Source organism: Nocardiopsis sp. CNR-923 (genome assembly GCF_001942255.1).
Classification (GTDB): Bacteria; Actinomycetota; Actinomycetes; order Streptosporangiales; family Streptosporangiaceae; genus Nocardiopsis.
Map to the genome: position 1 here is coordinate 42794 of NZ_MKKC01000098.1, position 23140 is coordinate 65933.

A 23140-nucleotide genomic window follows, 5' to 3' on the forward strand; every position below is an offset into this window, starting at 1 on the left:
CGGGCGGGCCGAAGCGAAGAGGAGGCCCAAGACGACACGGCCTCACCCGAGGTGGGGCGGCGCCAGCGTCCGGTCGCCCTCCACGAGGTCCATGACGGTCTCGAACTCCTCGGTGTGGCCCTGCGCCCGGTTCACCTTGGCGACCGCGAAGCACGGCGCGAACGCACGCACCCACTCCATCATGCGGTCGCCGTCCACACCCAGGGTGTGCGAGAGGACGTCGACGCGCCGCTCCACCTCGACGACGCTCCTGGCCTTCCACACCGCCCAGTCCACGGCGTCGACCGCGGCGTCTCCGTGGCAGCGCGCGGGTCGATGGCCACCAGGCCCCGAGGGCCGCCGTCGAGCACGTTGCCGGGGTGCAGGTCACCGTGCAGGGGGACCACGTCCACCTCGCCGATGGCCAGCGCGCGGGCGCGGCAGTACCCCTGGTGCATGGCGGTCGTCGACACGACCTCGGCCGCCGGGCCCTCGTTGCGCTCCCGGCCGGACAGGTCGAAGATGAACTGCACGCGCGCCATGAGGGGGCGCAGCTCTATCAGCTGGGAGCGGGGCACCTCCACCTCGTGGAGCTGCGAGATGAGGGTGCCGATCGTCACCATCGGCGGGACCACGCCGATCTCCGCGAGGGTGTCCCCCCCGATGTGCTCCAGCAGGATGGCGCCGCGTTCGTGGTCCAGGGCCCACACCTCGGGCACCCGGTGCGAGGACGCCCACATGCGGAGCAGGTGCGCCTCGGAGACCGCCAGACCGGCGTCCGGGCAGAGTTTGAGGACGCCGTCGCGGCCGTCGGGAAGCGTGACGTGGACGACGACCGCCGTGCGGCCGTGCGGTGCGCCTCCCCGCACGGTCAGCCGCCACTCCGTCGCGATCTTCTCCACGACGGCGGGGAGTTCGGCGAGCCACTCGGTCACATGGCCGCCGAAGCGCCGTTCCAGACGACGACGTTGCCGTTCGTCGACGAACCGCGCTGTGACGTCATTCATATATCCACCTTAGGTCCGCGCCGAGGTTGGGGAGGTGGCGGCCTCGGGAGGAGCCGTTCCCGGATCCGCCTCGTGCCGTGTGCCGGTCGCGCGATACGGATGTGGTTTCGAGGGGTGCGGTGAATTTCCGCCCCTTGGGCACATACCCACCCGCGCGCGTGGATAACGGTTGGGGAACGGCCGGTCAGACCAGACGCCCCTTCGCGGCCCGGTGCTGGGCGAGCAGGGTGTCCACGATCAGGTCGGACGGCCACAGCGGAGCGGTGATGGCGGTGACGTCCAGGCTCCGGAGGAGGTCGAAGTCGGGTCCGTCGACCAGCCGCCACGCGGCGACCGCGACCCGCTCGCGGCCGTCGCGGCGCAGGCGGTCGACGGCGTCGAAGACCGACGGGGCCCAGGTGCGCAGGTACCCGACCTGCACGGGGGAGGCGAGGCGCCGACTGAGCATGCGGGCCACGTCCATGACCACCTGGCGCTCCTCACCGCCGGTGGTGCCGTCGGCGGCCAGGACCACGCCGTCGGCGGGGCTCCAGCCGGAGTCCGCGAGCCGTCCGGCGAGGTCGGCGACGATCGAGGGCACCGCGCCCAGCGGAGTCGTGTGGCAGGAGTTCTCCAGGTGGGCCAGGTCGAGCCGCGAGAACAGGTGCGCGCTGGCCACGTCGCCGCCGGCGACGTACGCGGGGACGACCACCTTGGGCCCGGGGACGGACCGGATCGCGGCGGCGACCTCGTCGGGGCTGCCGAAGGCCGGGGCCACGGGAGCCTCCCCCCGGTTGGCGACCGCCTCGGCGAGACCGCACAGTGCCTCGCGGCGGTGGGCGTCACGCGCGTCGTCGGCTACGAGGACCATCGTGGGGACCATGTACGGCTCCTTGGGAATCGCAGTGCAGACCTGCCGTCCTCCGCGAGCGTAAAGCGGCCCAGTTTCGGGGGAGTGCCCTCGTGTTACGCACAGGAAAACAACAGACAATGGCTGTGATGGTTATCACCAGAGGCTCTCTTGGTGAACCATAACAATCACCGAAAAACTGGTCCGTGTCCACAGCCCCGAGAGTGTGGTGTTGGCCGCATGGCGCACGCGCACGGCAGCCGCCCCACTCCGCCTCCCGTTCGGCCGACCGCACGCAGGAACGACACCCGCGAGGTTGCCGAAACAGGGGGAACTGGACCGTGGACAACGAAGGGCGAATCACATCCGAATGCCGTGGGGCGCGCGGTGGATTCGTCCCGCGAGTTCTCCAGAGAAAAGCCGGTGCAAATTAATTCCAATGCACACGCACAGAGCAGGTGCACATGCGTCGGAACGGACGTTCGCTCCTACCGGCCCCGGGCGGCGGATCGCGCTTCGTCCACCGCGCGGCATGCGCCTGGCGGGAGGGCGCGGCGCCCGCGACGGGCGACCCCGTCCGCCCCGCGCGCACGGACACCGCGACCCGGCCTTTGACACATCCGAAGCACTACTGTCAAGGGTGCACGCTCCCCTTCCCTCACGTGGTTCCACACCACCTGGCGTGGGGAGACAGGGGGCGTACCCGGCGTGATCACTTGCCATCAACCGTCGGGGCAACCACACTTGACCACGATCGGAGGGTTTACCCGTGTCACACCCGCCACGGGAAATCCGCTGGTCATCGCGTCCCCGGCTCCCCACCCCGGGGCGGCACGCGAACCGCGAACCGCCGAACCGTCCAGACTGGAGTGAGCATGGCCGTCCACCCTCGGGTGCAGACGCTGGCGCAGACCTTCCTCGCACACGCGGACCAGACCGCCCCCGGCCTGGTCGAAGGCCTCTATCTGACCGGTTCGGTCGCCCTCGGCGACTTCCGCCCGCACACCAGTGACGTCGACTTCGTCATCGTCACCTCGCACACGCCGGGCCAGCACGAACTCGACCTCCTGCGGCGCGTCCACGCCCTCACCCGCTCCGACGTCCCCCGCCCCCAGTTCAACGGGATCCACGTCACCTGGGACGACCTCACCCGCGACCCCGCCGCCTGCGGCTCCGTCGCCTCGGTGATCGCCGGGCGCTTCCGGCAGCGGGCGAGCGCCGACGTCAACCCCGTCACCTGGCACATCCTCGCCGACCGGGGCGTCACCATGCGCGGCCCGCATCCCCTCGAACTGGACGTGTGGGACGAGCCCGAGAGCCTGCGCACCTGGTCCCTGGGCTCGCTGGACGAGCAGTGGCGCCGCTGGCGGGAGAAGGCCGGGCGCCTGGTGACCCCGCGCGGCCTGGCCGTGCTCGGCTCCCTCGCCCCGTCCTGGAGCGTGCTCAGCGTCAGCCGGCTGCACTTCACGCTCAAGACCGGTGAGATCACCTCCAAGTCGGGGGCGGGCGCCTACGCGCTGCACGCCTTCCCCGAACGGTGGCAGCGGATCGTCAACGAGTGCCTGCGCGTCCGCCGCAGCGCCCAGGCGCCCTCGCTGTACGAGAGCGCGCTCGCCCGCCGCCGGGCCGCCCTGGACTACATCGAGATGGTCCTGGACGACTCCCTGCGCCCCGGCCTGGCGGTCTGAGGACCCGTACCCGGCCAACGGAACATGTCCTAACCTGAGGGGCATGACCATGCGCCCCATCGTCCGGTTCGGCGACCCCGTCCTCGTCACCAGGACCACCCCCGTCACCCGGTTCGACCAGCACACGAAGGCCCTGGTCCGGGACTTGTTGGACACCGTGGACGCCCCCGGCCGCGCCGGGCTCGCCGCCACCCAGATCGGTGTCGGGCTGCGCGTGTTCAGCTACAACGTCGAGGGCCGGATCGGGTACGTGATCAACCCGCGGATCACGCGGACGTCCGACGAGACTCAGGACGGGGAGGAGGGCTGCCTGTCCGTCCCCGAGCTCTGGTACCCCACCCGCCGCGCCCAGCACGCCGTCGTCACCGGTGTCGACCTGCGCAACGAACCGGTCACCGTCGAGGGCACGGGACTGATGGCCCGCTGCCTCCAGCACGAGACCGACCACCTGGACGGCATGCTCTACATCGAGCGGCTCGACGCGGAGAACCGCAAGCACGCGATGCGTGACATCCGCCGCTCCTCCTGGTTCCTCCCCACCGAGACCGCACCCGCGACTCCCACCGGAAACGCCCTTCCCAGCGCCTTCGGCGGCGCGCGCTGACCGAGACCGGCCGCGCCGGGGGCTTCCGTCGCAGTGCGCAACTCCGGGTATCTTCGGACACATCCCCGCACACTCCCCCGCGGTCACGTGGGTCACCGCACAAGGCATGAAGATCTCGTCAGATCCGCCGTGCGCCCCTCCCCCGGCACCCTCAGCACCACCGCCGGCGCGAAGGGCCGTGCGCGGGTCGCCCTCGGAGCAGCCATGACACCTTCTCACCCGCCCACCCCGCGGCGCGCCCGGCGCTCCGCCCTCGCCGCCACCGCGCTCGCCGCGGCGCTCGTGGTCGCCCTGCCCTCGGCCGCGACGGCCGAGCCGGACGAGGTCGACATCGACGAGCTGACCGAGCGGGCCAAGGAGCTGGAGGATTCCTACGAGGGCGAACTCCTCCAGTTCACCGAGATCCGGGACCGCGTCGAACAGGCCGAGGACGATCTGGCCGAGATCGAGGAACGCCTGGAATCGTCCCGGAGCGGCGTGTCCGTCATCGCCTCCTCCCGCTACAAGACCGACGGCTTCCTCCCGAGCCTCCAGATCGTCTTCGCCAGCGAGCCCGAGCAGATGTTCACCGACGCCGCCACCGTCGCCTACCTCAGCGAGAACCAGGCCGCGCAAATCTCCGACCTCGTCGAGACCCACCGCGAGCAGGAGGAGGTCGCCGCGGAGCTCAACGGCGAACTGGCCGAGGCCGAGGAGCTCGTCGAGACGCTGGAGTCGGAGCGCGAGGAGGTCGAGGAGCGGATCCGGGAGTACGAGGAGTCCCAGGTCCCCGAGACCCCGGGGAACGGCACCATCCCCGACAGCGCCCGGGGCGGCGGTTGGGACTCCACCACGGCCCGCATGGCCGCGATCCGCGACAACATCATCATGACCTACGGCGCGCCCTACCCCGTGGGCTGCTGGCGGCCCAGCGCCGACGACCACGGCGACGGCCGCGCCTGCGACTTCATGATGAGTTCCGGCGGAGCGATGCCCTCGGCGGAGAACCAGGCCCTCGGCGACCAGATCGCCCAGCACGCGATCGACAACGCCGCCGCGTGGGGCGTGGACTACGTGATCTGGCGGCAGCGGATCTGGCAGCAGTCCAACCCCCAGTGGGTCGCGATGAACGACCGGGGCGACAACACCCAGAACCACTACGACCACGTGCACATCTCGTCGTACTCGTAGGGGGGACGAATCCCGTCCGCTGCGGCATTCGTCCCCCGTGGGACGTGGAGCTGGCGGCACGACGCGGCCACCGACCCCTGGCCTGGCCGCGTCGTGCCGCGGACTCCCGGGAAGGGACCGACCGCTCAGACCAGGGTGGAGATGCAGAAGGGATGTCCGGCGGGGTCCAGCAGAACCCTCCACCGATCGGGCTCGGGCTGGCTCGGGGGCTCGGTCGCACCCAGGGCGAGGAGTCTGGTCTGGGCGGCATCGAGATCGTCGACGCCCAGGTCGAGGTGGGCCCGCTTCTCCCGGGAGGGATCCGGCCAGGTGGGACGCTGGTAGCCCGGCAGCCGGGAGAAGCCCAGACCGGCCGCCCCCTCCTGGCCGAGCAGGATGAAGTCGTCACTGGAGTAGACGACGGGCAGGCCGAGGACTTCGGCGTAGAAGCGGGCCAGTTCGGCGGGATCGGGGCAGTCGAAGGTGACGGCCGCGTAGCGCATCGTGGGTCCGGACGTGGTTTCAGTGCTCATGGGCGACACGTTAGAACGCGACCAGGACAGGTTCGGTCCTGGTCGCGGGAGATACTCAAGGACGTGATCAGCACATCCGCCCGCCTGCTGCACCTGCTCTCGCTGCTGTCCGCGCGGCCGTCGTGGACCTGCGGCGAACTGGCTGAACGCATGGCGGTCACCGAACGCACGGTCCGAAGGGACATCTCCAGGCTCAGGGAACTCGGCTACGAAGTCGGGTCGGACCCCGGCCCCTGGGGCGGCTATGCTCTCGTCGGCGGTTCCCGGATACCGCCTCTGGTCCTCGACGAGGAGGAGACGCTGGCCGTCGCCGTCGGGCTGCGCGAGGCGGCGCTGAGCGGCGCGCTGGGGGGTGAACCGGCGGCGTTGTCCGCCCTGTTGAAGCTGCGGCAGGGTCTGCCCCGGCGGATCGCCGACCGGCTCGGTGAGTTGGACTCCGCCCTGGTCCACACAGCCAGACCGGACCAGCCCCAGATCGCGCCCGGCCTGCTGCTGGAACTGGTCACGGTCTGCCGCCGGGGTGAGCGGGTCCGCTTGTCCTACCGCGACCGGAACGGGCAGCGGACAGAGCGGGACGCCGATCCCTACCGCCTGGTGCACACGGGCCGCCGCTGGTACTTCGTCGCGCGCGACGTGACGCGCGACCGATGGCGGACGTTCCGCGCTGACAGGGTCGAGCGGGTACGGCCGACCGGACACGCGGTCGAGCTCGTGGATCCGCCCGATCCGGCACTGCTCGTCCGCGAGGCGACGGCGAGCGGCGTGTATCCGCTCCATGCGACGATCCGCCTCCCGCTGCCGATGGAACGGGCCGTCCGGCTGATCCCGCCGACGGTCGGCACCCACCGCTCCGAGGGCGCCGGGGCGACCATCGTCGACATCGGCGGACCCGATGCGGTCGGCCTCGCCCGGTACCTGCTCGGCCTGGCCACCCCGTTGCGCGTCCTGGCGCCGGACGAGGTGCGCGATGAACTGGTTCGCCGCGCCCGCGAGCTGCTCGACGGCAACGTGGACGTTCGGTCCCGGTAGAGGGGCGCTGCGAGGAAACCGTCGCCCGACGGGCTGGCGGGCCCGTGCGACGTGGGCGTGCGCACCCCCTGGAGGGGACACCGCGCACGTCTCGAACCCGCGCCCGAGGGGCGGGTCAGACCACCTGGGCGGGCCGGGGCGAGTGCCCAACGCGGGCGAGCGGCAGGGCCGCCGCCAACGCCGCGGCCGTGAGCGCGAACGCCGGCCCGTAACCCAGCGACTGGATGACCAGGCCCAGCCCCACCGCGCCTGCTCCCGCGCCGCCGTCGTAGCCGATGTTCCAGACCGCGCTGGCCCGGCCGAACCCGGCCGGACCGGCACGGTTCAGCATGAGGGTGACCGTCTCGTTCTGAACGGCGCCGAACCCGAGGCCGAACACCGCCGCGCCGCTGAGCACCAGGGACGCCGTCCCGACTCCCGGCTGCCCGACGCCGCCGTGCCACCACAGACCGGCGGTGGTCAGGACGGTCCCGGCGACCGCGACCGCCATTCCCGGCAGCAGCAGGAGGCTCCGGCCCTGACGGTCGTGCAGGCTCCCTGCGCTCCACCGGCCGACCACCACGCCCAGCGCGTAGAGCGCCAGCGCACCGCTGGCCAGCCACGCCACCCCCTCCAGGGGAATCGCCACGAACGTGACGAGCGCGCTGGCCGCCGAGGCGGTCAGCAGCATGAGCACGAGCGGCGCCGCCAAGGCCGACTTCGGCACGCGCGCCCCAGTGGCCCCGGGACGCCGCGACCGGCCCGCGCCCCTGAGCGCGGGCCGATTGCGACCGCCGTCCGCGAACCAGACGCCCGCGGACAGGACGGCACCCGCCACCGAGCACAGGCCGGTGAGCCAGAACGCCGTGTCGAAACCCAGGCACAGCGCCAAACCCACCCCACCGGGGAGGATGAGCACCTGCGGCACACCGACGGCCAGGCCGTAGTAGCCGGTCGCCCGGCCCATCTGCTCGGCGGGCACCAGCCGGGCCGCCAGCGCGGTCCCGGCGACGGTGACCATCCCGAATCCGACACCGCGCACGGCGGACACGGCGACGAGCGGGCCGAGGTCGGTCGTGGCCGAGAACAGCGGCGTGGGCAGACCCATGACCAGGCAGCCGACCGGGTACGCCCACCGGTAGCCTCCGGCGTGGTCGAGGAGCCAGGGCATGCGGAGCTGGGTGAGGACGGTCGTGAGCATGAACGCGGCCGTCGTGACGCCCGCGCCGAACTCACCCGCGCCGCCCCGCGTGGCCCACAGTGGCACGAGCGGCAGGACGGCGGCGAACCCGCACAGTCCGATCGCGGTCGCCGCGATGAGCAGGACGAACCCCCGTCCGCGCAGCCCCGGAAGACCGTCTCCGAGCGGCGTGGCGGAACGCGCGGAGGAGGGCGGATGAGATCGGGTCATCCGCCCTTTCTATCCCGGTTTGGAACTCCTGTCGACGGTGCTCCCTCCGTCAGTCCCCGACAGCGGTGACCCGCTCCCCGAGCCAGTCGCGCAGCCGGGCGGTCAACTCCGGCGTCACCGCGCGCTCGGCATGCCCCATCCCGGGGACGATCCACAGCTCCCGCGGCTCACGGGCGGCGTCGTGGATCGCCACGGCGTGGGAGACCGGGAAGTAGCCGTCGGCGTCCCCGTGCACCACCAGCAGCGGGGTCGGCGCGATGTCCCCGGCGACCTCTCGCGGCTCCGCCGGGCGCGGGTTCCACCGCTGGTCGGTCACCCGCACCTTGCGGACGCGGTGCAGGAAGAACCGGCCGAGGGCGCCCTCGATGCCGAAGTGGAGCAGGCGCATCCGCCGGGTGCCCCGGTAGTACCAGCGGCTGGGCCCGCTCACGGCCACGGCCGCGCAGACGCCGCCGAAGATCGCCGCGTGTCGGACCGCGACCGCCGCGCCCATGGAGAATCCCACGGTGGCGACGGAGGTGTAGCCCAGTTCCCGCAACCGACCGACGGCCGCCTCCAGGTCGTGGATCTCGGCGTTGCCGACCGTGCTCAGGCCGCCGGATCCGTGGTGGCCGCGGAAGTCGAAGGTCATCACGTCGCCGACTGGCAGCAGACCCTCGACGATCGCCCGGGTGTGGGGGCTGTGGTGGGTCCCGGTAAAGCCGTTGGCCAGGACCACGGCGGTGGTACGGGGTTGGGCGCCGCGCCGCAGCAGGGCGTCGATGCCCACCCCGTCGGAGGTGGTCAGCCAGAAGCGTCGGATCTGGGAGTGCGGATGGTCGATGGTGTCAGGCACCCGCCCATCGTGCCCGATCCGCCCTCGCTCGCGCTGCCCGCCCCCGGTGTGTCGTTCCCGTCACCTGCCCCGCGCATGACCGGTTGTTTTCCCGACATATGAGCATGAGTCGGAACACGTGCGGGTGACCTCTTGTGGTGGGGGACGTGACAAGCGAATGTGGAGAGAGTCACGGGTCACACCAGCGACGGTGCCCTCCGCCCTGGCGCGACCGGCAGCCGACCCCGAAGGGATGGGTGGTAGGGATGGTGGACCGAGCCGGAACAGTACCCGGGGCCGACAGGCCCGAAAACATTCGCAACGTCGTGCTCGTGGGACCGTCCGGTGCGGGGAAGACGAGTCTCGTGGAGGCCCTTCTCCTCGCCGCCGGGGAGATCGGTCGCCCCGGTCGCGTGGAGGAGGGCACGACGGTCAGCGACCACGACGAGGTCGAGATCCGCCAGAAGCGGTCGGTGAACCTCACCGTGAGCCCGGTCATGGTGGGCGACGTCAAGGTCAACCTTCTGGACACCCCGGCTACGCCGACTTCATCGGCGCTATGCGCGCCGGTCTGCGCGGCGCCGACGCCGCCCTGTTCGTCGTCTCCGCCCTGGACGGCGTGGACGGGCGCACGCGCGTGCTGTGGGAGGAGTGCGCCGCCGTGGGGATGCCCCGCGCCGTGGCCGTCACCAAGATCGACCACCCGCGCGCGGACTTCGACCAGGTGGTCGCCGAGTGCCAGGAGGCCTTCGGCGGCGGCGTCCACGCCGCCTACGTCCCCGCCGTCGAGGGCAGCGGTGACTCCCGCCACCTCGTGGGCGTGTGGGGCCTGGTGTCCGAGCGCTACCACGACTACTCCGACGGCGAGGCGACCGACCGCCCGGTCCCCGACTGGCTGCGTGAGAAGGCCGGACCACTCCGGGAGACCCTGGTCGAGGAGGTCATCACCGAGAGCGAGGACGAGGACCTCATGGAGCGCTACATGGAGGGCGGCGCACTCGACCCGGACCGGCTCATCGCCGACCTCAAGGAGGCGGTGGCCGAGGGCGGGTTCCACCCCGTGCTGGCGATCAGCCCGACCAAGGGCGTCGGCGTGCGCGAACTGCTGCGCGAACTGCCGCTCTCCTGTCCCGACCCGACGCGCCGCCCCCTGCCGGAGGTGGTGCGGCCGGACGGGAGACCCGTCGGAGGGCTGTCCTGCGACCCCGACGGCCCGCTCGTGGCCGAGGTGCTCAGCACCACCAGCGACCCGTACGTGGGCCGTATGAGCCTGGTGCGTGTGTTCTCCGGAACGCTGCGTCCCGACTCCGAGATCCACCTGCACGGGCACGGGGTGCCCAGCGGGATGACCGGCGCCGAGGAGCACGACCGCGCGGGCAGCGACGAACGGCTGGGCGCGCTGTCGGCGCCGCTGGGCCGGGAGCACCGGCCGGTCGGCGAAGCGGTCGCCGGAGACCTGTGCCTGGTGGCCAAACTGCCCGCCGCCCGCACCGGCGACACCGTGTCCGACCGCGCTCGCCCGCTGCGCGTGGCGCCGTGGCGTTTCCCCCAGCCCCTGTACCCGATGGCGATCAGGGCAGCCTCCTCCGCCGACGAGGACAAGCTGTCCCAATCGGTGGCCCGGCTGGTCGCGGAGGATCCGTCGCTGCACGTGGAGGTGAACGCCGAGACGCACCAGATGGTCCTGTGGACGCTGGGTGAGGCCCACCTGGACGCCGCGCTGGACCACCTGGAGCACAGGTACGGGGTCCGCGTGGAGACCGGTGAGATGCGGGTGCCGCTGCGGGAGACGTTCGCCTCCGCAGCCCAGGGGCTGGGGCGCAACGTCAAGCAGAGCGGCGGGCACGGCGAGTACGGGGTCTGCCGCATCCGTGTGGAGCCGCTGCGGTCCGGGGCGGGGCTGGAGTTCGTCGACGAGATCGTCGGCGGTGTGGTCCCGCGGCAGTTCATCCCGTCCGTGGAGAAGGGCGTGCGCGCCCAGATGGCCGAGGGCGTCGACTCGGGCTACCCGCTCGTGGACATCCGGGTCACGCTCTACGACGGCAAGGCGCATTCGGTGGACTCCTCCGACATGGCCTTCCAGAAGGCCGGCCGGCTCGCCTTGAGGAACGCCGCCGAGGCCGGGCGGCTGGCGATGCTGGAACCGGTGGACGAGGTGTCGGTGGAGGTGGACGAGAGCTACCTCGGGACCGTGATGAGCGACCTGTCCGCGCGCCGGGGCCGCGTCGTGGGCACGGAGACGGCGCCGGGCGGCCGGGCGGTGGTGCGCGCGGAGGTGCCGGCGCTGGAGATCACGAGGTACGCCGTGGAGCTGCGCTCACTGTCGCACGGAACCGGTGTGTTCACGCGCTCCTACCTGCGCCACGAACCGCTGCCGCCGCAGGTCGCGGCGAAGATCCCCCGCCAGGGGAACGGAGGTTAGGACGGGCACGCCCGGTTCCCGGCGGCTCGGCTCCGGTCCTCGGCCCTTCGACCGCTCCGCACGGCGCGCGGGACACCTCGGTCGCCCGGTTCGCTGTGTGGGGAAAGCCCCTAGAACACGCGGCCCGGCCTGCTGCGGTCGGCCAGCGCGGCGAAGCGGAAGGTGTTCACGGGGTGCGAGGAGAGCAGGTTGACCAGCAGGACGAAGAACCCGGTGTCGGTGGCGGCGCGCGCGGCGATGTCGTCGAAGTCCACGGCCTGGTACAGGTACTTGCCCGCGGCGAGCACGCGCAGTCCGTGCATCCCCTCGGGACAGAACTTGTAGGCGTGGTTGTCGGCCGTGTACTCCTGCGCCCGTCCGAGCGTCGCGCCGACGCCCGGGATCACCTGGGCGACGGACACGGAGAACTGCCGCCAGAAGGACGTGTGCCCCGCGGCGATGTGGCCGACCTCGTGCCCGATGACGAACCGCAGGGCGTCGGGGTCGGCCAGCCTCCCGCCGACCTCGAACAGGTCGCTGTTGATCGCCACGTACCTGCGCAGCCCGTGGCCCGAGGCGAACGCGTTGATCACCCCGTTGCCCAGCACGATGTAGGCCTCGGGCGGTCGCCGCATGTGGAACGCGGCGGCCGCCTCGGCGACCATCCGGTACGCCTCCGGGAACTGCTCCTCGGTGATGCGCACCCCGTTGACGCGCTGGCGCGCGAACAGCTGGCCGCGCACGAAGTACACGAGCGCGGGGACGCTCAGCAGCAGGAGCGGCTCGTTCGGATCGCCCGCGTAGGCACGGCTGACCGCGCCCACGACGGCGAGCACCGTCACCAGACCGCAGGCGATCAGGAGGGGGATCTCCCAGGGGTGCCGCAGAGACGCGCGCACACGGCGGTCACCCCACCGCCAGGGGCGGCCCCCGTGCCCGGTCAGAGTCGGTACTGGGAGCCGCCGTCGTCCGGCCCCTGGGGTGGTGGCGGCGCGTCGTGCGCGTCGCCCTGGGGCGGCGGGCCCGAGTAGGCCGGACCGGTGGGCGGACCCTGGGGAGGGTCGTCGTCCAGGAAGGCCGCCATGTCGGCGGACAGGGTGGACTCCTCGGCCTTCTCGGAGCGCCACTCCTCGTCCTGGGACCGCATCACGGAAGGGATGTCGGCGTCGTGCGTGACGTGCGCGGGGTCCTCGTGGTCGGGGTCGTCCCAGGAGGAGGCCAGGTAGGCGCTGTCGTAGGCGTCGTTCGCGCCCGTGTGCGCCGAGGCCGCGGACGGCTCCGGCACGGTGACGGGCTCCGGGGGCGGGCCGGGGAAGGCGCCGCCCACGGGGGCGCCGACGGGCGGCGGCGCCGGGAAGGGCGTACCCGCGTCCGCGGGCGGCGGGCCGGGCACCGGCCCCTCCTGCGGGACCGGCGCGCCCAGCGGCGCCACGGAGGTCCGGTCCTCCCGGCCCAGGTAGGACAGGGCCGCGACGGTGATCGCGGCGAGCCCGGCGCGCAGGGTGGGTTCGCGGGCGGGCGCGAAGTACGGGGAATGGGGGCTGGGGACGTTCGACATCTTCTCGTACGGGCTGTCGCCGGGGGCGGCCTCCCACACGTCGTGCGGCGTGGCCCCGACGAACCAGAGCACGTACGGGATGGGCTGGGGGTCGTCCGGCAGTCCGAAGATCCCGAAGTCCTCGCTGCCCGGCGACGGGTCGGGCAGGTGGATGACGTAGTCCTCGCCGAAGTAGGCCAGGTGCGCGGCGGAGACGGACTCGGTGCTCGCCGCGTCGTTGCGGGTCACCCCGGCGGCCTGGAAGGACTCGATCTCCGGCTCGCGCGGGGCGCCGGAGGCCGCGGCCTCGGCGCGCACGATCCGCCCGATCGCCGCCTCCAGCTGCGCGATGAGGCCCTCGTTGAGCGCCCGGGTGTTGATCTCCAGGTAGGCCTCGTCGGGGATGACGTTGGCCTTGGTCCCGGCCTGGATCCTGCCCACGGTGATCACGGCGGTCTCGCCCGGGCTCACCTCGCGGGCGACGACCCCCTGCAGACGGGTGACGATGTTGGCGGCGATGAGCACCGGGTCGACCGTGGTGTGCGGCGCGCAGGCGTGACCGCCCTCGCCGTGCACGCGCACCCGGTAGGACCGCGCGGCGCCCATGATGACACCCGCGCGGTGGGAGATGAGCCCGGCGGGCTGGGGCCCCAGGTGCTGGGCGAGGATGACGTCGGGGCGGCCGAAGCGCTCGAAGAGGCCGTCGTCGAGCATGGCGCGGGCGCGTCGATCGTCTCCTCGCCGGGCTGGGCCACGACCATGACTGTCCCGGCCCACTCGTCACGGGTCTCGGAGAGCAGGTCGGCGGCTCCGACCAGGCACGCCGTGTGCGCGTCGTGGCCGCAGGCGTGCATGACGGGGACCTCGGCGCCGTCGGGGTCCACCGCGCGCGCCGTGCTGGCGTAGGGCAGCCCGGTCCGCTCCGTAACGGGGAGGGCGTCCATGTCGGCGCGCAGCATGACGGTCGGGCCGGGGCCGTTGCGCAGGACGCCGACCACGCCGGTGCCGCCGACGCCCGTGTGCACCTCGTAGCCGGTCTGGGTCAGCCACTCCGCGACGCCGCTGGCGGTGCGCTGTTCGCAGTGGGAGAGTTCCGGGTTCTTGTGCAGGTCGACGTAGAACCCCTCCACGAGCGGGAACAGCTCGTCGAGGAGTCGCATGACCACGCTCCCGTGCTGGGCGGCACGGTTGGGGTCCACCGCGTGCGGCACGGTTTCCACCGCCTTCTTCGTTCTCGACTGTGTGGGCGCTGCCCGCGGGCACTGCCGGAGGTCAGCCTATCGGCGCGCACGTCGCGGCCCCACACCGCAGCGGCCGCCCCCGGGGCCGCGACCGCCGTCGGATGGGTTATTGTCTGCACACGCGCGGCGACCGGAGATCTGGGCGGCCGCGCCGGTGCGCACCGCACGGCGTCCGCGGCCGTGTCGCGACGCTCCGGGAAACCGGCGGATTTGTGTGAACCCCTGGCGTGACGCAGTATGTCTCAGTAAGGTAACGCTGCACCCGATGGGTTCACCCGATCACCCGGCACTCCCTCCCCGCCGCTTTCGCCAGGGCCTCGCGCACACGAGGACCGCGCTCGGCGGGGGCCGCCGGACCTGACGAACCCGCGACAGTCCAAGGAAACGCACCCGGATCGGCTCGGCCTCCGCCCGTTCGGCGTCGCCACCGCCCACGCGGGCCGGGGACCGTGCACCCGTCCCAGAACCAGTGAACTCGGAGTCCACCCGTGGCCCCACCCATGACCAGTCCGCCCACCCGCCACGACGGGGCGGGCCCGGCAGCCGCCGCGCCCGCCACCCGTGGCGCGGGCTCGGAGACGGCTCCCGCCACCGGCCGGGACGCCCGTCTGGACAACGCCAAGTTCATCCTCGTCACGCTGGTTGTGGTCGGCCACTCGGTCGTGCCCTACATCGGCGAGTACACACCCGCCAGCGCGCTGTACTACTGGATCTACCTCTTCCACATGCCCGCGTTCGTCCTGATCAGCGGGTACCTGTCGCGAAACTTCGACGCCTCGTCGAACCGCGTGGAGAAGCTGGTCCTGTCCCTGGCGGTGCCCTACCTCATCTTCTGGACGGCCCACCAGACGATCTACGCCGTCGAGCGCGGCGGCCTCCCGGAGTCCCTGTCGGTCCTAGAGCCCACGTGGACCCTGTGGTTCCTGGTGGCCCTGTTCCTGTGGCGGCTGAGCGTTCCGGTGTGGCATCGGCTCCGCTGGCCCGTCGGCATCGCGTCGTCATCTCCGTCTGCGCCGCCACCGCCGACCTCGGCACCACCCTGTCGCTGGGGCGCGTGCTCAGCTTCCTGCCGTTCTTCGTCCTCGGACTGAGTCTGCGCCGGGAGCACTTCGCCTTCCTCGACCGGTGGTGGGTGCGGATCGCCTCGGTCGCGGTCCTGGCCGTCACCGCCGTCCTGGCGGTGCCCGTCTCGGACCAGCTGAGCCGCGACTGGCTGTTCTGGCGGGACAGTCTCACCGACCGCGACATCGACCCGCTGCTGCCGAGCATGGGCATCCGGTTGGCCTTCATGGGCCTGGCCCTGCTGATGAGCGTGTCCGTGCTCGCGCTCACGCCCAAACGCCGCACCTGGGCGACGAAGCTGGGCACTTACTCGCTCTACGTCTACCTGGGGCACTCCGTGGTGCTCCTGCTGCTCAAGGACTCGTCCTGGTACGACGTCATGACCGGCCCCGTCGGCATGACCGCCACCATCGCGTTGGCGCTGGTCGTCACGTTCGCGCTGTGCACGCCGTGGGCGCGCGCGGGACTCAGGTGGGCGGTCGAACCGCAACTGACGTGGTTCCTGAGCGATGACTGCCGGCCCCGTAGGGACCGCCGGCCCGTGCGCGCGCTCGCCCGGCGCACACGCGGAAAGGACGAGGGGGAGACCGGCGCGCGGACGGAGTGACGGCCGGAACGCGGGTAGGGTCCCGGGACCGTACCCGCGTGCGGACCGGATCAGCTGCCGTTGGAGACCGGCACCGACGCCGCCATTTCATGGGAGAGCCGCTCGAAGCGGCGGGTCTCCTTCCACAGCCGGGCGACCAGGACGATCTCGAAGAACACGAGCGCCGCGCAGGACAACACCGCGACCGGAAGGATCAGGCTGTCCAGAGGCGTGACGAAGGCGACCAGGACGGTCACCGGGGCCACCACGCACAGGAACATCTCGAACTCGATCCCGCTGAACAGGTGCGGACGCACGCGGTACCGGAGGAGGATCCCGCGGACCCGCTGGTACAGGCCGGTCGGCTCCGGTCCGCCCGCGCGCGCCGAACTGTCGGTCCCGTCGCTCTCGGCGTCCTCCTCAGCGGCGGCCGGCGCGTTGTCCCCGGCGGCCTCGGACAGGGCGTGCCTCATGAGCCGGCGCGTCTTGGCGACCTGGGACCCGTTGAGGTAGCGCAACAGGTCGAAGAAGACCACGAACGGAGCGGCGATCAGGTACGCCGCGCTGCCCGTGACGGCCCACTGGCCGACCAGCAGGGCCATCACGCAGCCGAAGAAGCGGACGCGGTCGAAGACGAAGTCGACCCACGAACCGAACACCGATCCGGTGCCCTTGAGGCGGGCGATCTTGCCGTCCATGCAGTCCAGCACGAAGCTGAGATGGAACAGCAGTGCGCCCAGCAGCAGCCAGACCCACCCGGTCGACCCGGTCCAGACGGGAGCGGCGAAACACACCGCGGACAGCAGACCGAGCACACCCGCGCCCAGGGTGAGCTGGTTCGGGGTGATGTTCGTGCGGTTCGCCGTCCAGACCACCAGCCGTCCGGCGAGCGGGTCGACGAGGAAGACCGTCCACCAGGCGTCCCTGGCCTTGTAGGTCTGCGCTTGGACGTGGGCGAGCGTGAAACGCGACATACGGGCCCTCCAGAGGCGCCCGTCCCGAGAAGACAGACCCGGCGGCACGCGGCGTGGGGCGGGGAAGGGCTGTGGCAACGGAAATCCGGCCTATCATGCCAGACGGGGGGTCGTGCGACCTAATCGATGACGGCATACTTGACAGGTAAGAGGGGGATCAACAGGCGCCGCCTGCCGTGAGCATCAGCGGAGTGGTCCACCCCCTTCGGTCTCGACCGAGGTAGAGGCATTGCGTTTTCTCAACGACCAGGTCCCGCAGCAGGACCTGACCTACAGCGACGTGTTCATGGTCCCGTCCCGCAGCGCCGTGGGATCGCGGCTGAGCGTCGACCTGTCGTCGCAGGACGGCACCGGCACCACCATCCCGCTGGTCGTGGCGAACATGACCGCGGTCGCCGGTCGCCGGATGGCCGAGACGGTCGCCAGGCGCGGCGGCGTCGCGGTCATCCCGCAGGACATCCCCATCGAGGTGGTGTCCGACGTGGTCGCGTGGACCAAGGAGCGGCACCTGGTCCACGACACCGCCATCACGCTCAACCCGGCCAGCACCGTCGGCGAGGCGCTCAACCTCCTGCCCAAGCGCGCGCACAACGCCGTGATCGTGATCGACGACGCCCGCCGACCGCTCGGCGTGGTCACCGAGGCCGACTGCTCCGGCGTCGACCGCTTCGCGCAGTTGCGCGACGTGATGACCACCGAACTGGTGACCGTCCCGGTGGACACCGAGCCCCAGGAGGCGTTCGGGATCCTGCACGACCACCGGCACCGCCTGGCGCCCGTGGTCGACGCCGACGGCGCCCTGGTCGGCGTGCTGACCCGGACCGGCGCGTTGCGTTCCACCCTGTACACGCCCGCCGTCGACGGCCGCGACCGCCTCCGGGTGGCCGCCGCCGTGGGGATCAACGCAGACGTGGCGGGCAAGGCCGCCGAACTGCTGGCCTCCGGTGTGGACACCCTGGTGATCGACACCGCGCACGGCCACCAGGAGAAGATGGTCTCCGCGATCGCCAAGGTGCGCGCGCTCTCGCCGTCCGTGCCGATCGTGGCGGGCAACATCGTCACCGCACGGGGTACCCGCGACCTCATCGAGGCGGGCGCCGACATCGTCAAGGTCGGAGTGGGCCCCGGGGCGATGTGCACGACCCGCATGATGACCGCAGTCGGACGCCCGCAGTTCTCCGCCGTGCTGGAATGCGCGGAGGCCGCCCGTGAGCTGGGCAGACACGTGTGGGCGGACGGTGGTGTGCGGCACCCGCGCGACGTCGCGCTCGCGCTGGCCGCCGGCGCGTCCAACGTCATGGTGGGATCGTGGTTCGCGGGCACCTACGAGTCGCCCGGCGACGTCATGCGCGACGCCGAGGGCAGGCAGTACAAGGAGAGCTTCGGCATGGCGTCGGCCCGAGCGGTCAAGCTGCGCACCGCCGACGACTCCCCGTTCGACCGCGCCCGCAAGGCCCTCTTCGAGGAGGGCATCTCCACCGGCCGGATGTACCTGGACCCGGAGCGGCCCAGCGTGGAGGACCTCATCGACCAGATCGTCGCGGGCGTGCGCAGCTCGATGACGTACGCCGGTGCCACCTCGCTCGCCGAGTTCCATGAGCGCGCGGTCGTGGGCGTGCAGAGCGCCGCGGGCTACAACGAGGGCCGTCCGGTGCCGACGAGCTGGTAGCAGTGTCCTCCGCGCCCTCGCGAGCCCGGCCGGAGTCCGGGCCGTCAGCCGGAGACCCGGCGTGCGGCGAGCGTCGCCCTGCGGTGCTCGCCGCACAACCGGTCGGCGTGGCGGACCGGCTCTGGCACGCGATACCTCGGTGACAGCCGCAGTACCAGGTCGGCCGCGCCGTCCAGGTCCACGCGGTGGCCCACGGACACGTAGACGGGCTTGACCCGCTCGCGGGTGCGCAGCACGCGCCCGATCACCTCGCCTCCCCGGGCCGCGAGCGCCGCCGAGTCCTCGACCACCTCCGAGCGTCCGGCGACCATCGGCGTCCACGCGCCCCGCTCGTCGCCCGGCTCCCCGTGCTTGCCGTACAGCACCGACTTCGCCGAGCCGACGACGGGCACATCGAGCAGGACCCCGAGGTGGCAGGCGACGCCGAACCGCCGCGGGTGGGCGAGGCCGAAGCCGTCGCACAGGTAGACGTCGGGTGTGACGGTGAGCGCGCCCAGAGCCTCCAGCACCGGGGGCAGCTCCCGGAAGGCGAACAGTCCGGAGACGTAGGGGAACGTCGGCTCGGCGGAGATGACGGCCGAGTCGACGACCTCCAGAGTCCGGGCGTCGAGGACCACGGCGGCGGCCGACAGCGCGGAGTCGTCCTTGGCGTAGCTGACGTCCAGGCCCGCGACCAGTTCCACCGACCGCGCGTCGAGCGGCTCCTCGCGCACCCGGTCGGCCATGCGCCGCTGCAGCGCGGTGGCCTCGCTCGGCACATTCGGCCACAGCTCGGGATCGTCCAACACCCGCCTGACGCGTTCGGCGATCTGCGCCACCCTCGTCCCCCTCCACGACATCCGTCACCGGTCGCCCACCATCCAACCGCCCCCGGGCCACGGGACGGTGGTCGGGCCCGACCGGGCAAGGCCGCGGCCAATTCTCCGCGTGGATTGGGCGGGCCCCGCGTGCGCCGCGTTGTGCGGCACTCCACAGTGCCAGACGCTCATGCCGTCCGGGAGCGGCAGTACGCTGGAGCCGGAATTTGCACTGACTAGTCAGTATAAAAATGGGAGGTTGGATGCGTCGGGCGACTGGAGCTCGCGTCCACGCCGAGGGCGTCACGCTCACCACGCGCGAGGGCCCCGTCTACACGAACGTCGACGTCACCGCGCGCCCCGGGACACTCACCGTCTTCCAGGCCGACTCCGGCGGCGGCCGCAGCTCCCTGCTGCTCACGCTGACGGGCCGGATGCGCCCCTCGTCGGGGACCCTGTTCGTGGACGGCTACGCCCTGCCCGGCCAGGCCCGCAAGGTGCGGCGGATCAGCGCGCTCGGCCTGATGGACGAGGTCAACCCCCTCGACGACCGCCTTCGCGTCCGCGAACACCTCTCCGAGGGGATGCTCCTGCGGATGCGGCCCGGCGCGCGCTCACTCACCGACGAGTCGATGGCGGCCGTCGGCCTCGCGGACCTCGACCGCGACACACTGGTCAAGGGGCTGACCATGCTCCAGCGGCGACGTCTCGGCGTCGCGCTCGCGCTGCTGTCCGAGCCCCGGCTGCTCGCGGTCGACAACGTCGACGGCGGGCTGAGCGGCGAGCACCAGGCGCACATGTGGCGCACGCTCAAGGACCTGGCGGACGAGGGGCTCACGGTGATCGCCACCTGCGCAGACACCGACCAGGTGCACACCGTCGCCGACTCCGACACCCAGGGGCCGATCCCCATCCGCCAGGGGGAGCCCGCCCATGCGGCCCAGGACCCCGAGCGGACCGGCCCCGGCGGCGTCCACATCGACGAACTGTTCGACGACGCGCGCGGCGAGGGCCGCGGCGAGGGCGAGGAGGACCCCCGTGACCAGGCGTAGACTCCCCCGCGCCCCGCGCGTGCGCCCGTTCGCGGTGCCCCGACTGGGGCTGCTCACCATGCGCTCCTTCCTGCGGTCGCCGCTGCCGACGGCGGCCCTGGCGGCGCTGCTGCTCATCCCCCTGCTCTACTCCGGCATGTACCTGTGGTCGTTCTGGGACCCGTTCGGCCGCATGGGCGATCTGCCCGTGGCCCTCGTCAACGAGGACGTCCCGGTCCGGGTCGGCGACGAGGACGTGGACGCCGGAGCCGAGCTCACCGAGACCCTGATCGAGGGCGGCGAGCTGGACTGGCGGCCGGTCGACGCGGAGGAGGCGGCCAGCGGTCTCAGCGACGGCACCTACTACGTGTCCCTCACCATCCCCGCCGACTTCAGCGAGAACCTGACCTCGCCCTCCCGGGACCGCGAGGAGCCCGTCCCGGCGATGCTGCGGGCCGACTACAACGACTCCAACAACTTCATCGTCCGCCAACTGTGCAGCAGTGCCTTCAAGGAGGTGCGCGACGCGGTCGCGAGCTCCACGATCAGCGACTACCTGGACGAGATCTTCCTCGGTTTCAACCAGATCCACGACCAGACGGAGGAGGCCGCCGACGGAGCGGGACAGATCGCGGGCGGGGCGGGTGACGCCGAGGAGGGCTCGGGCGAGCTCTCAGACGGCATCGACACCGCGCACACCGGGGCCGGGGACCTGAGCAGTGGCCTGGACGAGCTCTACGCCGGCTCGCGGACGCTGGCCGCGGGCGCCGGCACCGCCTCCGAGGGGGTCTCCGCCAAGACGGACCGGCTCAACGAACTGGCCGACGAGTCCCTCCCGCGGCTTGAGGAGGACATCCCGACCATCCAGGACCGCGCGTCGCGGATCGCCACGGTCGCCGACGGGCTGGCGACGGCCCTGGACGCGCTGCCGCAGCAGGTCGACACCACCAGGATCTCGTCGGCGACCAGCGCCTGGACGCCTGGATGGAACAGCACCCGGAACTGGAGACCGAGCAGCCGGACCTGTACGGCATCCTCACCGAGGTCCAGGGAGTGACGGACACCGCCCTGTCCACGGCCTCCTACGTCAACGACCACCGGGAGGAGATCGACGCCACCGCACGGGAGGCCGCCGACCTGGCCGCGCTGGCGGAGAGCGTCTCCGAGGACCTGCCCGGGTACGTGGACCAGGCCGAGGCGGCCCGCGACGACGTGAACGCCCTGGACGAGGGGCTGGCGTCCCTGGCCGCGGGCGCGGCGGAGCTCCGCGACGGCCTGGCCGTGGCCTCGGGCGGCGCGAGCGACCTGGACCAGGGCCTGGGCGCGTTGAGCGGCGGCGCGGGCGACCTGCACGCGGGCCTGGGCGAACTCGCCACCGGATCGGACGAGCTGGCCGGCGGCCTGGCCGAGGGGGCCCAGGAGATCCCCTCCTACTCCGACGAGGGGCGCGCCACCGCGTCCGAGGTGATGAGCCGGCCCGTGCGGCTCGACAGCGAGATCGAGAACGAGGCGCCCAACTACGGGACCGGATTCGCCCCGTTCTTCGTGCCGCTGTCCCTGTGGGTGGGCTCGATGATGGTGTTCATGGTGCTGCCCGCGCTGTCGTCGCGCGCGCTGGCCTCCTCGGCCGCGTCGTGGCGGGTGGCGTTCGCCGGGCGCGTCGTGCCGCTGCTGCTCGGTTTCGGGCAGGTGCTGATCATGCTCGCCGTCCTGCACCGGTTCCTCGGTCTGGACGCGCTCCACTGGCCCCTGCTGCTCGCGTTCCTACTGCTCACCTCCGCCGCGTTCACCGCGACCGTGCAGTACCTGAACGTGCGTTTCAACGCGGCCGGACGCGTGGTCGCCCTGGTGCTGCTGGTGCTCCAGCTGACCTCGGCGGGCGGCACCTACCCGATCGAGACCAGCCCGCGCTTCTTCCAGGCGGTCGGCCCCTTCCTCCCGCTGCACTGGGCGGTGACCGCGATGCGCCAGTTGCTGGGCGGCGGCGACATGTCCATCGTCTGGTCGGCCTTCGGGGTGATGGCGCTGTGGCTGGTCGTCCCGCTGCTGCTGACCTGGCTGACGGTCGCGCGCAAGCGGGTCTGGACGATGAACTCCCTCTACCCCGCGTTGAAGCTCTGATGGCGGGCACGCCCCGGCCCGGGGCAGAATGGATCGGATGAGCGTGAGCACACCCAGAGGCGGGAGCCCCCGGAGCGGGCGGCGCGAGGCCACCCGGCTGCGCCTGTTCGAGGCCGCGATCGCCCTGATCTCCGAGCAGGGGTACGAGGCGACGACGGTCGACGCGATCGCCGAGCGCGCCGGGGTCGCCAAGGGCACCGTGTACTACAACTTCGGCGGCAAGAGCGAGCTGTACACGGCGCTCATGGAGTGGGGGGTGACGCGGCTGGCCGACACGCTGAGGAACGCAGTGCCTGCCCCCGGCCGGAGCGCCGGACCCCGGGAGGCGCTCACCGAGGTGCTGCGCGCCGGCGTCGTCTTCATCGGGACGCACGAGGCGCTCGCTCGCCTGCTCATGGCCGAGGCCTGGCGCACCAACCGTTCCTGGTACACGACGGTCCGGCAGATCCGCACGAAGGCCATCGGCGTGATCACCGACGTCCTCGACGACCTCGTGCGGGAGGGGCTGGCCCGCCCGGACCTGGACACCTCACTTGCGGGATCGGCGCTGTTCGGCATGGTGGTGTCCGTGGCCCTCGACTGGCGGACGCTCCAGCCGGACCGGCCGATCGAGGACATCCACACCACCCTGGCGCACGTGGCGGAGGGGCTGATCGCCCCCTCGCGTCCGCCGATGGGATGACGCCGACGCAGTAGACG

The 23140-nt window shown here is 72.0% G+C and carries 14 protein-coding genes and 5 pseudogenes; 10 read left to right on the forward strand and 9 right to left on the reverse strand.

The window, feature by feature from the left end; translation table 11 throughout:
• Positions 1-42: 42 nt before the first annotated feature.
• Positions 43-986: pseudogene (locus tag BJF83_RS17005) on the reverse strand (aminoglycoside phosphotransferase family protein).
• A gap of 184 nt (positions 987-1170) precedes the next feature.
• Positions 1171-1848 carry a sirohydrochlorin chelatase gene (locus BJF83_RS17010; protein ID WP_075927068.1) on the reverse strand — a complete coding sequence of 226 codons (678 nt, stop codon included), beginning with the start codon at positions 1846-1848 and terminating at the stop codon, positions 1171-1173.
• Between the two features lie 842 nt (positions 1849-2690).
• On the opposite strand from BJF83_RS17010, the gene BJF83_RS17015 reads away from it, so the two are divergent.
• From BJF83_RS17015 to BJF83_RS17025, 3 genes are all read left to right on the forward strand, one after another.
• On the forward strand, positions 2691-3503 hold the full coding sequence (locus tag BJF83_RS17015) for an aminoglycoside adenylyltransferase domain-containing protein (RefSeq protein ID WP_075927155.1): 813 nt from the start codon (positions 2691-2693) through the stop codon (positions 3501-3503).
• Positions 3504-3546: 43 nt separating this feature from the next.
• A complete protein-coding gene (gene def, locus BJF83_RS17020) occupies positions 3547-4107 on the forward strand; it encodes a peptide deformylase (RefSeq protein ID WP_075927069.1) in 561 nt (186 codons plus the stop codon).
• A 204-nt stretch (positions 4108-4311) separates the two neighbouring features.
• Entirely contained in the window at positions 4312-5277 is a 966-nt protein-coding gene (locus BJF83_RS17025) for a hypothetical protein (RefSeq protein ID WP_075927156.1), read from the forward strand.
• Positions 5278-5402: 125 nt separating this feature from the next.
• Here the strand turns inward: BJF83_RS17025 and BJF83_RS17030 are convergent, their stop codons facing one another.
• Positions 5403-5789 carry a VOC family protein gene (locus tag BJF83_RS17030; RefSeq protein WP_075927070.1) on the reverse strand — a complete coding sequence of 129 codons (387 nt, stop codon included), beginning with the start codon at positions 5787-5789 and terminating at the stop codon, positions 5403-5405.
• Positions 5790-5852: 63 nt separating this feature from the next.
• Between BJF83_RS17030 and BJF83_RS17035 the strand changes: the two genes are divergently transcribed.
• Positions 5853-6818 carry a YafY family protein gene (locus BJF83_RS17035; RefSeq protein WP_075927071.1) on the forward strand — a complete coding sequence of 322 codons (966 nt, stop codon included), beginning with the start codon at positions 5853-5855 and terminating at the stop codon, positions 6816-6818.
• Positions 6819-6933: 115 nt separating this feature from the next.
• Here BJF83_RS17035 and BJF83_RS17040 read toward each other — a convergent pair whose 3' ends face one another.
• Both BJF83_RS17040 and BJF83_RS17045 read right to left on the reverse strand, forming a co-directional pair.
• On the reverse strand, positions 6934-8208 hold the full coding sequence (locus BJF83_RS17040) for an MFS transporter (protein ID WP_075927072.1): 1275 nt from the start codon (positions 8206-8208) through the stop codon (positions 6934-6936).
• A 49-nt stretch (positions 8209-8257) separates the two neighbouring features.
• Positions 8258-9043, reverse strand: coding sequence for an alpha/beta hydrolase (locus BJF83_RS17045; RefSeq protein ID WP_075927073.1), 786 nt, complete (start codon positions 9041-9043; stop codon positions 8258-8260).
• Between the two features lie 245 nt (positions 9044-9288).
• Here BJF83_RS17045 and BJF83_RS17050 point away from each other — a divergent pair.
• A pseudogene (locus tag BJF83_RS17050) lies at positions 9289-11444 on the forward strand (elongation factor G-like protein EF-G2).
• 110 nt (positions 11445-11554) lie between these two features.
• Here the strand turns inward: BJF83_RS17050 and BJF83_RS17055 are convergent.
• Both BJF83_RS17055 and BJF83_RS17060 read right to left on the reverse strand, forming a co-directional pair.
• Positions 11555-12322, reverse strand: a complete 768-nt coding sequence (locus BJF83_RS17055) for a M48 family metallopeptidase (RefSeq protein WP_075927074.1) — start codon at positions 12320-12322, stop codon at positions 11555-11557.
• Between the two features lie 41 nt (positions 12323-12363).
• Positions 12364-14180: pseudogene (locus BJF83_RS17060) on the reverse strand (amidohydrolase).
• Positions 14181-14701: 521 nt separating this feature from the next.
• On the opposite strand from BJF83_RS17060, the pseudogene BJF83_RS17065 reads away from it, so the two are divergent.
• Positions 14702-15870 (forward strand): annotated as a pseudogene (locus tag BJF83_RS17065) (acyltransferase family protein).
• 50 nt (positions 15871-15920) lie between these two features.
• Here the strand turns inward: BJF83_RS17065 and BJF83_RS17070 are convergent.
• Positions 15921-16823: a CDP-alcohol phosphatidyltransferase family protein gene (locus tag BJF83_RS17070; protein ID WP_075927075.1), complete on the reverse strand. Its 903-nt coding sequence runs from the start codon at positions 16821-16823 to the stop codon at positions 15921-15923.
• Between the two features lie 229 nt (positions 16824-17052).
• On the opposite strand from BJF83_RS17070, the gene BJF83_RS17075 reads away from it, so the two are divergent.
• Entirely contained in the window at positions 17053-18492 is a 1440-nt protein-coding gene (locus BJF83_RS17075; protein WP_075927076.1) for a GuaB1 family IMP dehydrogenase-related protein, read from the forward strand.
• A gap of 44 nt (positions 18493-18536) precedes the next feature.
• Here BJF83_RS17075 and BJF83_RS17080 read toward each other — a convergent pair whose 3' ends face one another.
• Positions 18537-19310, reverse strand: a complete 774-nt coding sequence (locus tag BJF83_RS17080; protein WP_075927077.1) for an endonuclease V — start codon at positions 19308-19310, stop codon at positions 18537-18539.
• Positions 19311-19552: 242 nt separating this feature from the next.
• On the opposite strand from BJF83_RS17080, the gene BJF83_RS17085 reads away from it, so the two are divergent.
• The 3 genes and pseudogenes from BJF83_RS17085 (at position 19553) to BJF83_RS17095 (ending at position 23123) form a co-directional block, all read left to right on the forward strand.
• Entirely contained in the window at positions 19553-20341 is a 789-nt protein-coding gene (locus BJF83_RS17085) for an ATP-binding cassette domain-containing protein (RefSeq protein WP_075927078.1), read from the forward strand.
• A gap of 58 nt (positions 20342-20399) precedes the next feature.
• Positions 20400-22441: pseudogene (locus BJF83_RS17090) on the forward strand (YhgE/Pip family protein).
• A 37-nt stretch (positions 22442-22478) separates the two neighbouring features.
• A complete protein-coding gene (locus BJF83_RS17095; RefSeq protein ID WP_143831942.1) occupies positions 22479-23123 on the forward strand; it encodes a TetR/AcrR family transcriptional regulator in 645 nt (214 codons plus the stop codon).
• The last annotated feature ends 17 nt before the right edge of the window (positions 23124-23140 follow it).